Origin of the sequence: Mesorhizobium sp. M7A.F.Ca.US.011.01.1.1 (genome assembly GCF_003998295.1) — a bacterium.
Classification (GTDB): domain Bacteria; phylum Pseudomonadota; class Alphaproteobacteria; order Rhizobiales; family Rhizobiaceae; genus Mesorhizobium.
On sequence record NZ_RZRT01000067.1, the window covers coordinates 1 to 13,966 of the forward strand.

A 13,966-nucleotide genomic window follows, 5' to 3' on the forward strand; every position below is an offset into this window, starting at 1 on the left:
ACGCAGCGGTGTGAGACGGGCATTCTTGTGGATGTTCATTCGGACCCTCCGATGGATGCTGAAGCGTGGTAACTCCAGTCTCCTCGGTCCGGTCCGAATGGACAACCTCTCGAAAGCTCACACCTAGTGCCGGCAGTGGCACCGCTGTTGTCCGTCGACAGGTCCCGCGCTTGCTCGGTGCGACCAACAACCTTAAGCGCTAGGGCGTAACCTGACCCTGCAAGATCTCCTCACCGACTATAAGGTGCGCCTCACGATCTGAGACGATGGGACAGGATGGCTAAGGAGGTGCGCCGTCTTGCATGCCCCGCCAGCGAGGCGAACCCTCTCGGCTACGCGCGCCACCAGCGACGCTCCATATCGTCAGGCCTGCGTCTCATGCTCAGATGAGCCGGTATTTGGCTCTCTCATCAGCAAACCGAGAGAGCCCATGCCAAGACGGAAGCAAGCAAGACGAACGAGCGTCAGAGATATCCTGCGCCTGACCCATAAACAGGGCAGTCCGGTGGGCCAAGGTGGCAGAGCAACTGAGGTTCGGCAAGACTTCGGCTTCCACCTATCTGCGGGCGCTGGAGACGGGCTGTCGTGCAGGCCCTGCATGCGGCTTTGAGGACGATGCGATGTTGAAACACCGTCTGTTGCGCCGAATCGGCCGTCGGCCAAACGTTGGGTCGTCATCAGGTTCTCGACAGCTTCCCGGTGTCAAATCCAAACCGTGGTCGGCGATCCCCACCAGGGTGGGAAGGCAGCGCTGATATAGCCGAACGTCGATCAAGTCACGATCAACGATTGCCTCATGTCACATGCCCTGCGGGACTGAAAAACGGAGAAGAACATGTGCGATGCAAAACTGAAGACCGTGCTTTCGCTTTTTTCGCCGGTGGCCAGCAAATTAGATGCTCTCTCGTCCAACGGACCAGCGACGGATGCAAACTGCGTTAAGCTAAATACGAACGAGAACCCGTTTCCGTTGCCGAAGAGCGTAATGCAAAGTGCAATTGCTGCGATCGAACACCAGTATCTTTATCCGGAAGACGACAATCTCAGCTTAAGGGCAGCTGCCTCCGATGCTTACGGATTTTCCAAAGATCAGGTGATTGCCGGCAACGGTTCGTCGGAGCTGCTCGGACTCATCTACAGAGCTTTCCTCGCCCCAGGAGATAGAGTGGCAATGCTGTCGCCCGGATTTTCGTTCAACCGTAAACTTGCCATGTTGCAGGGTGCCGAGTTTCTCGAAATCGCATCGAGCGAAGCTCATCCCCTGCCGATAGAAAAACTGCTGTCCGGCCCCGCAAAAGACGCGAAGTTCATTCTGTTGGCTAATCCGAACAATCCGACCGGAACATTCGTGCCGGTGGCCGAAATCGAACGCCTTGTGGAGCAAGCAGATCGCTTGGTCGTCTTGGATGAGGCCTACGTTGACTTCGCACCCGACAATGCCCTGCGCCTCGTCAATAGACATCCGAATCTTTTGATCTTGAGGACTTTTTCAAAGAGCTATGCTGCCGCTGGCGTGCGAGTCGGCTTCGGTTTCGGTCACCCAGAAATCATTGGCAGGCTGCGCAACATCCAGAATGTCTTCAACATGAACGTGATCGGGCAGGCGGTCGGGAAAAGCATTCTTGCGCATCGCCACGCCTACGAAGAGAACCACAGGCACATCAAGCATGAACGACAGCGAGTGACCCTGGCGCTGTTGCAACTTGGCTTTTCCGTAACACCCTCCCACGCAAACTTTTTGCTGGCCCGTGTGCCGGCGGGACAGGAGGGCTCATGCTGGCAAGCCGCGTTGAAAGAGCAGGCGATCCTCATCGCCAGCTTTCCTGACGTAGATTTGAAGAACTGTATTCGCGTCAGCATTGGCACCACAGAGCAGATGGACAAATTCCTTGCTGCCGCCGAACGCGTCTGTATGAACTTTAAGAAGGATCGCGGTGCTCACAAGCATGAAGTCGATTCACATTAAGCATCAAGTAATGATATGTCGTGAGCTATGATGATTAGCGAATAAATATAGGTAATTTGGAGAACAATTAATTGAAGAAAATTTCCGCTTCGGGCCTGACCTTCGGCATCTTCGATCATCTGGACGAAAACGGCGATGACATCGCACAACAATATGCAGATCGGCTGAGCCTAGCAGAAGCGTGCGATGGCTATGGCTTTTATGCGTATCATCTCGCCGAGCACCACTGTACGCCGCATGGCAGAGGTCCATCACCGAATTTGTTCTTAGCGAGCGTCGCCCAGCGAACCCGCAGTCTTCGTGTTGGTCCCATGGTAATGCTACTTGCGCTCTATCATCCGCTGCGTGCCTTCGAGGAGATCTGCATGCTTGATCAGTTGAGCGGCGGCAGGCTTGAACTCGGCATAGGGCGCGGCTCTGCTCCCACTGAATTGGGATACTTCGGGGTTGCTGTAGAAGCAGCACCAGAACAGTATGCGGAGGCCAGTGAGATTCTCATCAATGCGATGAAAGGCGGGACGCTTTCTTATCAGGGCCGCCACTTTGAGTTGAAAGATGTTCCGCTGACGTTGAGACCTCACCAATATCCCCGTCCGCCGACATGGATCGCCACCAATCGACCCGAGCCGGCTAGCTGGGCCGCTGCGAATGGGGCAAACATCGCCTGCGTCGGACCTTCCACTTCTGTTCGCAGCGTTACCGACGCGTTCCGCGCCGCCCGAATTCACGATGCTGACATTGGCCAGCAAGCGCCATTTCTTGGATTGCTCCGAATGGTGGTGATAGGGCGTTCTGAAACAGATGCGTATTTGCTCGCAGCACCTGCCTATGAACGATGGCTCAATAGCTTCAAATTTCTATACGAACTAAATGCCATTTCCACTCCACCAAACTTGCCTTTGAACTTCGATGCAGCAATTGAAAGTGAATTGTGCGTCGTGGGAACGGCAGATTCTGTCCGAAAAGCTCTCCTTGATCAGCTGGAAGAGGCAGGTGCTAATTATCTTCTGTGTCAACTGGCATTTGGGGATTTGCCGCTGGATGCCTCACTATACACCGCATCGGCCATTGGATCCGAAATCATGGCTCGAGTTGCCGCATCGTGAATCCGTCGTGTGATTGGAGGAGCAGCGGCAGCGCTGCTCCTCATTGCGAAACGGTTGTGGGGGCCGGACTCCTGTGTCAGGTGTAAACCATTGGAGCACGTCCTATCTGATCCAGGTCATATCCTGCGGCTTTGAAGTAGTTGGCACATTCGGCTGGGGTGAAGAGGTCGACGACCGCGCCGAGGCGTCCTGACCTTGCCCCTCTGATCTAATCCGGTTTGAAGTTCGTTCTGGCCCATCCAGAGGACCAGGACATGAAACGCAGCCGCTTCTCTGAAGAGCAGATCATCGGAATTTTGAAGAAACACGAGGCCGGGGTATCGGTTGGCGATCTGTGCCGCAAGCACGGGGTCAGCGACGCCTCGATCTACAATTGGAAGGCCCGCTTCGGCGGGATGGATGTCACCGAGGCTCGGCGACCTGAAGGCGCTGGAGGACGAGAACACGCGCCTGAAGCGGCTTTTGGCCGACGCCATGCTCGACAATGCCGCGTTGAAGGACCTTGTGGGAAAGAAATGGTGACGCCCGCCGCCAAGCGGAAAGCTGTCGCTCGCCTGAAGGAAGGCTTCGGGATGAGCGAACGGCGGGCGTGTAAAGCCATCGGCTGTTGCCGCATGACGGTTCGCTACCAGACCAGCAGGCCGGACGACCGCGAGGTTCGCGAGCGGATGAAGGCCGATCGCGCAGGAGCGTCGCCGGTTCGGCTACCGGCGTCTTCTCGTGATGCTGAGGCGGGAGGGCCTGGTCGTGAACCACAAGAAGCTGTTCCGGCTCTATCGGGAGGAGAAGCTCGCCGTCGCCGCCGTGGCGGCCGCAAGCGGGCGATCGGGACCAGGGCGCCGATGCTGGTGCCGCTGAGGCCCGACGAGCGCTGGTCGCTCGACTTCGTATCGGACCAGCTCACCGACGGGCGCCGCTTCCGCATCCTGGCCGTCGTCGACGACTGCACGAGAGAGTGCCTCGCACTCATCGTTGATACGTCTCTCTCGGGCATGCGGGTTGCCCGCGAATTGGACGGCTCATCACCGAGCGGGGCCGGCCCAGGATGATCGTCAGCGACAATGGCAGCGAGTTCACCTCGAACGCCATCCTCTCCTGGGCGGATCAGAACCGCGTCGAATGGCATTACATTGCGCCCGGCAAGCCGATGCAGAATGGCTTCATCGAGAGCTTCAACGGCCGACTGCGCGATGAACTGCTCAACGAGACGCTGTTCACCTCGCTGGCTCAGGCGCGCGTAGCCATCGCCCTGTGGCACGCCGACTACAACACCGCGCGGCCGCACTCCCCCCTGGCAGACCCCGGCCAAGTTCGCCAGCACCTTCAATCCGCGACGGTCGCTCGCGCTGCGCTATGCCAAAGGCTCCGCGCCAGCGCCCGTCGCTTCACCCGCCCAGCAGGGCACAACCCACGCCGGAAACGAACTCAAAACTGCTGGGGCAACGTCAGTCCCATAGAGCCTTGATGGTTATCTCGGCCTTTGCTCGCAGCAGCGCCTTAGGTTGGGCGAAGGCGTTCTCAATCGGATTGAAGTCGGGACTGTAGGGCGGCAGTTAGAGCAGGCTCGCCTGCGGCCTCAATCGCGCCGCGCAGGGTTCTCCAGGCGGATGTCGCCAATGTCAAATTTGCTGGCATCCATGTCGCCCTCGCCAACCGCACAAGCGAAGGCCAGAAAGCCAACATGTGTTCTGCGGCTTAATTAAGAGTCAGCCGATGTCGGCCGAACATCACCTTGTCTCGAAGTCGACGATCGGACAGCAGGTTGCGAAAGTTGGCGCGATGCGAAACAAACTGCTGAAGCGCTCAACTTTTATTGATCACGCGTGTTGGACGCGACGCACTCCCGTTCCAATCGGGCTGAGCGCAAATTCTCCCGGTTCACAAAACTGAGTCGCTGGAGTAGTGGGGGCGCAGAGAAATCTCCGGTCGCAGCCTTACCCGGTCAAAACAAGGATACCAATGATGAAGACTCTCGCCGTCTGCTCTGGCGGATTGGACTCCGTTTCCCTTGCTCACATGGTGGCAGCGGAGCACGAACTCACCGGCCTTCTATCTTTCGACTATGGCCAACGGCACAGGAAGGAATTGGGCTTCGCCGCTCTTTGCGCGCAGCGACTGAAGGTCCCGCACCAGATCATCGACATCGGCGAAATTGGCCGTGGCCTTTCCGGCTCAGCGCTGACTAGCAGTATCGACGTGCCGGACGGCCACTACGCCGAAGACACGATGAAGATTACGGTGGTGCCGAACCGCAATGCCATCATGTTGGCAATCGCCTTCGGTCTCGCCGCCGCCCACAGCGCCGAAGCGGTGGCGGCGGCCGTGCATGGTGGGGACCATTTCATCTATCCCGATTGCCGTCCGGCCTTCATTGAAGCTTTCCAGACAATGCAAGACCGCGCGCTCGACGGCTATGCGCAGATACGCCTCTATGCACCGTATGTGAATCTCGGAAAAGCTGACATTGTTGCGGATGGCGCAAGATACGGCACCCCGTTTGCTGAGACCTGGTCCTGTTACAAGGGCGGCGTGCGTCACTGCGGACGATGCGGGACCTGCGTCGAGCGGCGCGAAGCGTTCCATCTCGCCGGGCACGCTGATCCCACCGACTACGAGGACGCCGATTTCTGGCTTGAGGCGCTGCGCAGGAGGCGCGCGTAATGTTCCACATCAGCAAGGAATTCCACTTCTCGGCCTCGCATCAGCTCACCTCCTTGCCTCCCAACCATCAATGCGCGCGCCTGCACGGGCATAACTATGTCGTCGTAGTGGAGCTGTCGGCCAAGGAACTGGACGCCCACGGCTTCGTGCGCGACTATCACGATCTGGCGCCGCTCAAACGCTACATTGACGAGAGCTTCGACCATCGGCACCTCAACGACGTGCTGGGACATGAGAAGGTCACGGCGGAATGCCTGGCCAGACATTTCTATGAATGGTGCAAGGCACGTCTGCCGCAGACCGCGGCCGTGCGCGTTAGCGAAACACCGAAAACTTGGGCGGAATACCGTCCGTGACCGACATGCATCCCGCAATCCGTGTGAGCGAGATATTCGGGCCGACTATCCAGGGCGAGGGCGTGCTCATCGGCTTGCCGACGGTGTTCATCAGAACCGGCGGATGTGATTATCGCTGTTCATGGTGCGACAGCCTTCACGCGGTGGACAATCAGTATCGCCATGAATGGCTACCGATGCCGATCGATGCCGTGTGGCAAACCGTCCATGCGCTTTCCGGCGGCAGGCCGGTTATGGTCTCCTTGTCAGGCGGCAACCCGGCCATTCAGCCGTTCGGTCCCCTCATAGAACGAGGCCATCGCGAGGGCTATCGTTTTGCACTGGAAACGCAGGGTTCCGTGGTGAGGGAGTGGTTTGCGGATCTTGACGTGCTGACCCTTAGCCCAAAGCCGCCGTCCAGCGAGATGACGACCCGTTGGGCTGCGTTTGATGCATGCCTCGAAGCGGCGCAAGAGAAGCCGCAAATCGTGCTCAAGCTCGTCGTTTTCGACGAGAGTGACTATGCCTACGCCAAAGAAGTCGCGGCGAGATATCCGCACCTTCCGATCTATCTGCAACCCGGCAATCACACGCCGCCGCTCCCTGGCAGTGAAGACGCCTCTGTCGACTTGGACGGAATAATGATGCGAATGGAATGGCTTGTCGAAAGGGTGACTAGCGACAGGTGGTTCGAAGCCCGCGTGTTGCCGCAGCTGCACGTTCTGCTTTGGGGTAACAAGAGGGCGGTCTAGTCTGTGGCTTGCGTCGCACCGGAAGGCCGGGCTCCAACGGCTTGGCAGGCTCTCTTCGCGTGCCGAGTACAGCCGAGCTTTGTTCGCGTCAGCGGTCTCGCGATTGTGCGGCTGGAAACCGCCCGGACACCCCGCTGCCGGCGTGTGTCACCTTGACTCCGATGAGCTGTCGTCACGCAAAGTTGAAATCCGCAAGAACTGGCCTTCTCGCCCCACCTGCTCCGTCGCAAGCACGTCATCCCCTCATCCTTGTCCAGCTCTTATCGATGTATCTCATTGTCCGGCCTGACGCACGACTGTCAGCATGGGAATGCATCCATTGCGCAAATGCCTTCCATAAAGAAGATCGATTTCCTCATTGGCCCAACGTGAAATATAGCAACGTTTTCGTGGCGTGGGTCGGCTGCGTCGGGAGTAGCGATGAAAACGTATTGGGGTCGCCTGCGTCTCCTTGGGCAGCGAGTGTAAAGTATAGCGATGCGGCCTCCGGCGCGAACGGCAGCCGCGCAGTGATCACCTTCGCCTGTGCCTTTGCGGCGGGGGTCAAGCGCTGGTCTGCTAAAATTTTTTATCGTTTAGCTGGTTGAAACTGCCCCCGTTGCGGGCTGCAGAAGCCGGCCAGCCGAGAAACGGCAGCCGCACTTATGAAAGCACGCCAAGGCGTGCGGGCATCTATCAGTTGCAAAGGACAATACTGGCCGCGCCGATTGGCCATCACGCGTCCATTAGGGCAGCCACCAACATCAGTTCGCAAGAGGAGCAAAAGTAATATGTATCGTCGTCACCTGATCAAAGGGTTGGTTGCGCTCGGCGCATGCCGGATTTGCGTTCAAGCCGCCCAAGCGACCAGTGCCCATTGGGGGTACACCGGTCCGGTCGGACCGGAGCACTGGGCTGATCTGGATAAGGAAAATTTCGTATGCTCTGCCGGCACGCAGCAATCGCCGATCAATATCAACAGCGCGGTCAAGGCGGATATCCCGCATATCGCCATCGGCTGGCACAAGGGCGGCGGCAATATGGTGAACAACGGCCACACCATTCAAATCAATATGCCACAAGGCAGCACGCTGACCCGCGGCGATCGTGTCTACGAACTGGTACAGTTCCATTTCCATGCGCCAAGCGAACATCACGTGGCGGGCAAGAGCTTCCCGATGGAGGTGCATTTCGTTCACAAGGACACGCAAAGTGGTACTCTGGGCGTGCTGGGCGTCTTTTTAACGCCCGGCGCGACAAATGCCAGCTTTGCTGCCCTTGCTGCGGCCTTTCCCGAACTGCCGAATGGGGAGGTGACGATCGACGAGGTGAATCCCAACTGGCTTCTGCCAGCCTCGCTTGGCTATTGGACTTATGAGGGCTCACTGACGACGCCGCCGTGCACCGAAAACGTCGAGTGGATGGTGGCGATGGAACCGGTTGACGTTGATCCGGCAGACATCCAGCGATTTGCCTCACTCTACCCGTCGAACGCGCGCCCTATTCATTCACCCAATCGACGCTTCATCCTGCGCCAGAGTTGAGCGCCGCCCCAGCGGTTCCGCACGGTCCAACATTCTTGGCACAAGTTGGCGCGAAGCCTCCTCTTCCGGTCTGGCGGTCTGACGGCGCTCCCCAAGCTGGCTAGTCTAAATGATAGGGATTCGGTGCCGACACCACTCGTCCCAAATACGTCGCGGCGAGGTTTGTCTGCACCCCGGCAATCACACGCCGCCCCGCCGTGGTAATGAAGACGTCTCTGTCGAGTCCGACGGAATATGATGCGCATGGAACCGCTGGTAGAAAAGGTGACCAGCGACAGGTGGTTCGAAGCCCGCGTCTTGCCGCAGCTGCACGTTCTACTCTGGGGTAACAAGAGGGTAGTGTATACCTTCTCCTAGCTTCGCCGCCAACTACTCGGTTTTCCGAATTGCTCTCTATATTCTTGAAGACGATGCGTTCGTTAAAGACATGTGCTGCGCACCTGGTGTAAAAGCTGCTCTCATCATGCAGAGGTCAAGCCAGTCGGGCTCATCCGAGGCTATGGCCGTGAGCACTGTTCAGTTCGGCAGAGAGGGCGCTTTTGTACACACTTTGCGATCGTGGCGGCCCCGTGGGCAGATCTGCAAGCTGCCGCGACACTAACCTCTCGAAGCCCGCCCGCCCGCCTTTCGTGCAGCTTCCTCTGAACAAAACCACCGCTCGCCCTTCAATAGGTTGATGCGTGTCTCCCAGTAAGATTCCTGTCCAAGAACGTGATAATCTTCTTGCCAGTGTTGTAGCTGATGTTGCCCTTGATGCCGCAGCCTACCGCGGCGGGACCAAACTCAATGGCAAGCAGGCCGGCTAGGATCGTGCAGCCAGTCGCGAGCCTCGCCCACAACGGGGTCTCACGCGCATGAGGGCGCCGACCATGGGTTCGGCGGTTCATACGCGTATAACACGTATCTTTCTGAAAAAATCAATGCTCTCGGCTAAGCTACTGAATTATTTGGCTTCCATATAGCGCGTCGGCGGAACCAACTTGTAGACGGGCTATGAAAGGTTAAGCGCGGATGTCTATCGGCCGCCGGCGTTCCCGCTCTGTAAGCCTGCCTGAACTACCCGCGCCGCGGTCAAGCCCCAGGCTCCTGCTCATCCAGCGACCGCCCGATCAATGGCAGGCTGGAAAGACAAGAGCCGATGTCTTCCGATGGTCTCGCCATCAGCTTTGGGCTAACTTCCCCATTCTCCCGCTTCGAGCTCGACACACGGCGGTTTGGATGGCGCACGACAATCTGTGTCGGCTTTGTCGTGTCCGTGACAGACGCCTGAAAGGCCCGTTCGCGCGTTTTGCCGCCGTCTAAGCGGCTGGAATTTAATGACAAAGTTTCTTCTGGGATCGGCCGATCACGCTGGTACGCTTTTTGCGATGCTTGGTGTGAGGCGGCACGAGCTGCCTATCGGCACTTGTGTCGCGGGCAGTCGCGATAATTAGAACGAAGGAAGGAAAGCTATTATGTCAGGTCTGCGTCAGATCGCCTTTTACGGAAAAGGCGGCATCGGCAAGTCCACCACGTCCCAAAATACGCTCGCTGCCCTTGTCGACCTCGGGCAGAGAATCCTCATCGTAGGATGCGACCCCAAAGCCGATTCCACACGCTTGATCCTGAATTCGAAAGCTCAGGATACCGTCCTGGATCTCGCCGCACAGGAAGGCTCGGTGGAAGACCTCGAACTCCAGGACGTGCTCAAGGTGGGCTACAGAGGCATCAAGTGCGTGGAGTCCGGCGGCCCCGAGCCGGGTGTCGGTTGCGCCGGCCGCGGCGTCATCACCTCGATCAATTTCCTCGAGGAGAATGGCGCTTATGACGATGTCGATTATGTCTCCTATGACGTCCTCGGCGACGTGGTATGCGGCGGCTTCGCCATGCCGATCCGCGAAGGCAAGGCCCAGGAGATCTATATCGTCATGTCCGGCGAGATGATGGCGCTCTATGCCGCCAACAACATCGCCAAGGGCATCCTCAAATATGCCCATTCGGGCGGTGTGCGGCTGGGCGGGCTGATCTGCAATGAACGTCAAACCGACCGCGAACTCGATCTGGCCGAAGCACTGGCTGGCCGATTGAATTCCAAGCTCATCCACTTCGTGCCCCGCGACAACATCGTCCAACATGCCGAACTCAGGAAGATGTCGGTGATCCAGTACGCGCCGGACTCAAAGCAGGCAGGGGAATACCGCGCTCTGGCCGAGAAGATCCACGCCAATTCGGGCCAGGGTACGATCCCGACGCCGATCACCATGGAGGAGCTGGAGGAGATGCTGCTCGACTTCGGCATCATGAAGACCGACGAGCAGATGCTTGCCGAGCTTCACTCCAAGGAAGCGGCGAAGGCGGCGGCCCAGTAGTGACATTAGCGCTGCCATGAATCGGCGCGCCTTGCAGAGAACGGCGCCTATTCTTTGAGGCGTCACCCAACCTTGAAAGGGGGACTCATGAGCCGGGAATACGAGAATGACGGTGCTCTTCATGCGAAGCTTATCGAAGAGGTGCTGTCGCATTATCCCGACAAGGCGGCGAAGCGCCGCAAGAAGCACCTCAACGTCGCAAAGAGCGGCAACGAGGCTGGCGGGGAAAGCGAGGTCCTTTCCGAATGCGACGTCAAATCGAACATCAAGTCCATTCCCGGGGTGATGACGATTCGCGGCTGTGCATATGCTGGTTCGAAAGGCGTGGTGTGGGGGCCAGTCAAGGATATGGTCCATATCTCGCACGGCCCGGTCGGCTGCGGCCAATATTCTTGGTCGCAGCGCCGCAACTACTACGTCGGTACAACGGGCGTCGACACGTTCGGGACAATGCAGTTCACCTCCGATTTCCAGGAGAAGGACATCGTCTTCGGCGGCGACAAGAAGCTGGAACAGATCATTGACGAGATTGAAGTCTTGTTTCCGCTCAACAACGGCATCACCGTGCAGTCCGAATGCCCTATCGGCCTGATTGGCGATGACACCGAGGCCGTTTCTCGCAAAAAGACCAAGGAGTATGACAAGACGATCGTGCCGGTACGCTGCGAGGGCTTCCGCGGCGTCTCGCAGTCGCTTGGCCACCACATCGCCAATGATGCAATCCGGGATTGGGTCTTCGACAAAAAGGATGTCAAGTTCGAGGCCGGCCCCTACGACGTCAACGTCATCGGCGACTACAATATCGGCGGCGATGCCTGGGCCTCGCGCATACTGCTTGAGGAGATAGGGCTGCGCGTGGTTGGCAACTGGTCGGGTGACGCCACACTCGCAGAGATCGAGCGCGCCCCGAAGGCTAAGCTCAATCTTATCCACTGCTACCGGTCGATGAATTACATCTGTCGGCATATGGAGGAAAAGTATGGCGTCGCCTGGATGGAGTACAATTTCTTCGGTCCCTCCCAGATCGAAGCCTCTCTGCGCAACATAGCCAAGCATTTTGGGCCGGAAATCGAGGAGAAGACCGAAAAGGTCATTGCCAAGTACAGGCCGCTTGTTGATGCGGTCATCGCCAAGTACCTGTCGCGCCTGGAAGGAAATACCGTGATGCTCTATGTCGGCGGCCTGCGCCCCCGCCACGTCGTCACGGCCTACGAGGACCTCGGCATGGTCATCGTGGGCACCGGCTATGAATTCGCCCACAGCGACGACTATCAGCGCACCGGCCACTACGTGAAGAACGGCACGCTGATCTACGATGACGTGACCGGCTATGAGTTGGAGAAATTCATCGAAGGGATTCGCCCAAATCTGGTCGGCTCGGGAATCAAAGAAAAATACCCGGTGCAGAAGATGGGCATACCGTTCCGCCAGATGCATTCCTGGGATTATTCAGGCCCGTATCACGGCTACGACGGCTTTGCCATTTTCGCACGTGATGTGGATCTCGCCATTAACAACCCGGTCTGGGACCTATTCCACGCGCCTTGGAAAAGAAGCCGGGGCGATGAGCGGGCGATGGCTGCCGAATAAACATTTGCTTCAGCCCCAGTCTCCCACTGAGACGGTGAACTCCCGCGGCCTCTGATCCGCCGGAGCCTGGAACGTCTTGACGTCCTGAGCTGCCGTCCCGCGCAGCCAGATGCAAAAGAGGTAATCATCATGCCGCAGTCGGCTGAAAAAATTCTCGATCACGCTCCCCTGTTCCGCGAGCCGGAATACAGAAAGATGCTCGCTGAGAAGAAGCTAAACTTCGAATGTCCGCACCCCGATGAAATCGTTTCCGATCAGCGCGATTTCACCCAGACGTGGGAATACCGCGAAAAGAACCTCGCCCGCAAAGCGCTTGTCGTGAACCCGGCCAAGGCCTGCCAGCCGCTGGGTGCGGTATTCGCTGCCGCCGGCTTCGAGCGAACCATGTCCTTCGTCCACGGCAGCCAAGGTTGCGTCGCCTATTACCGCTCGCACCTGTCGCGCCATTTCAAGGAGCCTGCCGCGGCGGTCTCCTCCTCAATGACCGAGGATGCGGCGGTGTTTGGCGGCCTGAAGAACATGGTCGACGGGCTCGCCAACACCTACCAGCTCTACGACCCCAAGATGATTGCCGTGTCGACGACCTGTATGGCAGAGGTCATTGGCGACGACCTGCACAGCTTCATCCAGAACGCCAAGGACGAAGATTCAGTCCCGCGCGACTTCGACGTGCCCTTTGCCCACACCCCGGCCTTCGTTGGCAGTCATGTCGACGGCTATGACAACATGGTCAAAGGCATTTTGGAGCACTTCTGGAAAGGTCAGGAGCGTACGCAAATCGAAGGAACCATCAACATCATTCCGGGCTTCGACGGCTTCTGCGTCGGCAACAACCGGGAGCTCAAGCGCCTGCTCGATGTAATGGGCGTGTCCTATACATTGATCCAGGATGCCTCTGACCAGTTCGATACGCCTTCGGACGGTGAATACCGCATGTATGACGGGGGCACGAAGATCAACGAGGTGAAGAAGGCCCTCAACGCCGAGGCAACGCTTTCGCTGCAGCATCACAACACCCGAAAGACACTGGGCTATTGCGAGGAGGTCGGGCAGGCGACGGCCTCGTTCCACTATCCGCTCGGCGTTCAGGCGACGGACGAATTCCTGATGGAGGTCGCGGCGATTTCCGGCAAGGAGATTCCCGAGGCAATTCGCCTCGAGCGCGGCCGACTGGTAGACGCCATGGCGGACAGCCAATCCTGGCTGCATGGTAAGAAATACGCCATCTACGGTGATCCCGACTTCGTTCACGCAATGGCCCGCTTTGTCATGGAGACCGGCGGCGAGCCAACCCATTGCCTCGCCACCAATGGCACCTCGGCATGGGAAGCCGATTTGAAGAAGCTGCTAGCATCCTCGCCTTTCGGCAAGGCTGCCCAGGTTTGGGCGGGCAAGGACCTGTGGGCGCTGCGCTCGCTGCTCTTTACCGAGCCGGTGGACCTTTTGATCGGCAATTCCTACGGCAAGTACCTGGAGCGCGACACCGGAACGCCGCTGATCCGGCTGATGTTTCCGATCTTCGATCGGCACCATCATCACCGCTTTGCGCTCTTTGGCTACCAGGGCGCGTTGCGCGTGCTGACGACGATCCTCGACAAGATCTTCGACAAACTCGATCGCGAGACGAGCGAGACGGGTGTGACGGATTATTCCTATGACCTCACGCGCTAAGAGCCGTGGCCGGC

Annotated in this window: 9 protein-coding genes and 3 pseudogenes; 11 read left to right on the forward strand and 1 reads right to left on the reverse strand. The window is 58.2% G+C overall.

The window, feature by feature from the left end:
* Positions 1–835: 835 nt before the first annotated feature.
* The 3 genes and pseudogenes from hisC (at position 836) to EOA13_RS32095 (ending at position 4,529) form a co-directional block, all read left to right on the forward strand.
* Positions 836–1,966 (forward strand): histidinol-phosphate transaminase, encoded by a 1,131-nt coding sequence (hisC, locus tag EOA13_RS32085; RefSeq protein ID WP_063169376.1) that lies wholly within the window; start codon positions 836–838, stop codon positions 1,964–1,966.
* Positions 1,967–2,037: 71 nt separating this feature from the next.
* Positions 2,038–3,072 carry an LLM class flavin-dependent oxidoreductase gene (locus EOA13_RS32090; protein ID WP_063169375.1) on the forward strand — a complete coding sequence of 345 codons (1,035 nt, stop codon included), beginning with the start codon at positions 2,038–2,040 and terminating at the stop codon, positions 3,070–3,072.
* 254 nt (positions 3,073–3,326) lie between these two features.
* Positions 3,327–4,529 (forward strand): annotated as a pseudogene (locus EOA13_RS32095) (IS3 family transposase).
* On the opposite strand, the pseudogene EOA13_RS32100 reads toward EOA13_RS32095, so the two are convergent.
* A pseudogene (locus EOA13_RS32100) lies at positions 4,524–4,665 on the reverse strand (transposase); the annotation flags it as partial. The pseudogenes EOA13_RS32095 and EOA13_RS32100 overlap by 6 nt on opposite strands.
* Positions 4,666–5,034: 369 nt before the next feature.
* Between EOA13_RS32100 and queC the strand changes: the two are divergent.
* From queC to nifK, 8 genes and pseudogenes are all read left to right on the forward strand, one after another.
* Positions 5,035–5,733 (forward strand): 7-cyano-7-deazaguanine synthase QueC, encoded by a 699-nt coding sequence (gene queC / locus EOA13_RS32105; RefSeq protein WP_063170389.1) that lies wholly within the window; start codon positions 5,035–5,037, stop codon positions 5,731–5,733.
* Complete coding sequence (gene queD / locus EOA13_RS32110; RefSeq protein ID WP_063169374.1) at positions 5,733–6,089, forward strand: 6-carboxytetrahydropterin synthase QueD; 357 nt, start codon at positions 5,733–5,735, stop codon at positions 6,087–6,089. Before queC ends, queD begins: the two co-directional genes overlap by 1 nt.
* Positions 6,090–6,094: 5 nt before the next feature.
* Positions 6,095–6,820, forward strand: coding sequence for a 7-carboxy-7-deazaguanine synthase QueE (queE, locus tag EOA13_RS32115; RefSeq protein WP_164548811.1), 726 nt, complete (start codon positions 6,095–6,097; stop codon positions 6,818–6,820).
* A 770-nt stretch (positions 6,821–7,590) separates the two neighbouring features.
* Entirely contained in the window at positions 7,591–8,343 is a 753-nt protein-coding gene (locus EOA13_RS32120) for a carbonic anhydrase (RefSeq protein ID WP_063169372.1), read from the forward strand.
* 160 nt (positions 8,344–8,503) lie between these two features.
* Positions 8,504–8,700, forward strand: a pseudogene (locus tag EOA13_RS39080) (7-carboxy-7-deazaguanine synthase QueE); the annotation flags it as partial.
* Positions 8,701–9,797: 1,097 nt separating this feature from the next.
* Positions 9,798–10,691 (forward strand): nitrogenase iron protein, encoded by an 894-nt coding sequence (gene nifH / locus EOA13_RS32135; protein WP_024505261.1) that lies wholly within the window; start codon positions 9,798–9,800, stop codon positions 10,689–10,691.
* A gap of 87 nt (positions 10,692–10,778) precedes the next feature.
* Positions 10,779–12,281 (forward strand): nitrogenase molybdenum-iron protein alpha chain, encoded by a 1,503-nt coding sequence (gene nifD / locus EOA13_RS32140; protein ID WP_024505262.1) that lies wholly within the window; start codon positions 10,779–10,781, stop codon positions 12,279–12,281.
* 129 nt (positions 12,282–12,410) lie between these two features.
* A complete protein-coding gene (nifK, locus tag EOA13_RS32145; protein ID WP_024505263.1) occupies positions 12,411–13,952 on the forward strand; it encodes a nitrogenase molybdenum-iron protein subunit beta in 1,542 nt (513 codons plus the stop codon).
* Positions 13,953–13,966: the final 14 nt, after the last annotated feature.

Bases quoted from the DNA above. Each gene is read 5' to 3' on its own strand.
- hisC (WP_063169376.1), top strand. From the start codon at position 836: ATGTGCGATGCAAAACTGAAGACCGTGCTTTCGCTTTTTTCGCCGGTG.
- queC (WP_063170389.1), top strand. From the start codon at position 5,035: ATGAAGACTCTCGCCGTCTGCTCTGGCGGATTGGACTCCGTTTCCCTT.
- queD (WP_063169374.1), top strand. From the start codon at position 5,733: ATGTTCCACATCAGCAAGGAATTCCACTTCTCGGCCTCGCATCAGCTC.
- queE (WP_164548811.1), top strand. From the start codon at position 6,095: ATGCATCCCGCAATCCGTGTGAGCGAGATATTCGGGCCGACTATCCAG.
- EOA13_RS32120 (WP_063169372.1), top strand. From the start codon at position 7,591: ATGTATCGTCGTCACCTGATCAAAGGGTTGGTTGCGCTCGGCGCATGC.
- nifH (WP_024505261.1), top strand. From the start codon at position 9,798: ATGTCAGGTCTGCGTCAGATCGCCTTTTACGGAAAAGGCGGCATCGGC.
- nifD (WP_024505262.1), top strand. From the start codon at position 10,779: ATGAGCCGGGAATACGAGAATGACGGTGCTCTTCATGCGAAGCTTATC.
- nifK (WP_024505263.1), top strand. From the start codon at position 12,411: ATGCCGCAGTCGGCTGAAAAAATTCTCGATCACGCTCCCCTGTTCCGC.